The organism is Xanthobacter sediminis (assembly GCF_043195015.1).
In the GTDB taxonomy this organism is placed as follows: Bacteria; Pseudomonadota; Alphaproteobacteria; order Rhizobiales; family Xanthobacteraceae; genus Xanthobacter.
The window spans coordinates 1-1,094 of record NZ_JBAFWH010000051.1; the positions used below are offsets into that span (position 1 = coordinate 1).

1 protein-coding gene is annotated in these 1,094 nt (G+C 64.5%); it reads left to right on the top strand.

Going from position 1 to position 1,094, the window contains the following annotated elements; translation table 11 throughout:
• Nucleotides 1-45 precede the first annotated feature (45 nt).
• Nucleotides 46-744 (top strand): DUF2161 domain-containing phosphodiesterase, encoded by a 699-nt coding sequence (locus V5F61_RS21150; protein ID WP_393990636.1) that lies wholly within the window; start codon nt 46-48, stop codon nt 742-744.
• Nucleotides 745-1,094: the final 350 nt, after the last annotated feature.

Consider the following 1,094-nt stretch of genomic DNA (forward strand, 5'->3'; position numbering starts at 1 on the left):
CGACCCGAGGGCCATGTTTCGGCCATCGCCGGCCGGAGGTGCGCTTTGGAAACCTCACTTTACGAACCCGTGAAACGCTTTCTCGAAGGCCTGGGCTATGTCGTGAAGGGAGAAATCGGGTCCTGCGATCTTGTCGGCCTGCGTAGTGATGACCCCACCGTAGTGGTCATCGGAGAGCTGAAGATGACGTTCAATCTCGAACTGATCCTTCAGGGCGTGGACCGCATGAGCTTCGGCGATGAGATCTGGCTGGCCGCGCAGCTTTCCGCCAGGGGCAAGGGGCGCGAGAGCGATCCGAGATTTCGCAATCTCTGCCGTCGCCTCGGTTTGGGATTGCTGGGGGTTTCGACATGCGGGCGCGTCGACATCCTCGTCGCCCCCACGGCACCCCTGCCGCGGAAGGACCCCCGCCGCCGCTCACGGGTCGTGGACGAGCATCAGCGACGTCGCGGTGATCCTGTGGCGGGCGGAGGCACACGCAAGCCGATCATGACCGCATATCGCCAGCAGGCGCTTGGCTGTGCTGCGGCGCTGGCAGCGGCACCCCGGCGCCCCCGCGACCTCCGGCCGAACTTTCCCGACGCCCCGAAGATTCTTCAGCGAAATGTATACGGCTGGTTTGAACGCGCGGGCCGCGGCATCTATGCCCTTACGGAGAGCGGACGCGAGGCGCTGGCAACATGGCAGTCCGAGCTTCCAGCCACTGCGGAGGAGGACCGCCCCGCCGCGCCGGACCTGAAATAGGAACCAAACGCGGCGACGAGAACGGCGGCCGCAGGCGTTGGCCCTGGCCCGTTCTCCTTCAAAAGGCTCTGGACCGATTACGACAGCACGTGCATCGCTTCCGGTGAGGCGGTGAAACGACCCGTGCCAAGCAAGCTCTCTCGGCCGCGCTTCACACAGGCCCTACGCTCTGGCGAGATCAGAATAGCGTCAAACGGGCTGCGAAAGCCCCGCCTTGCGCGAGGCAATGGCTGTAATGCCGAACGCGTGCCGGCTGCAGGAGAGTTCGGGAAACCCCGCCACATGACGGGCACGCTCCAGGCTCTGGCCTTTTTGGAGCTTCAGATGCTCTCAGACTCTGCTGGAAGAGC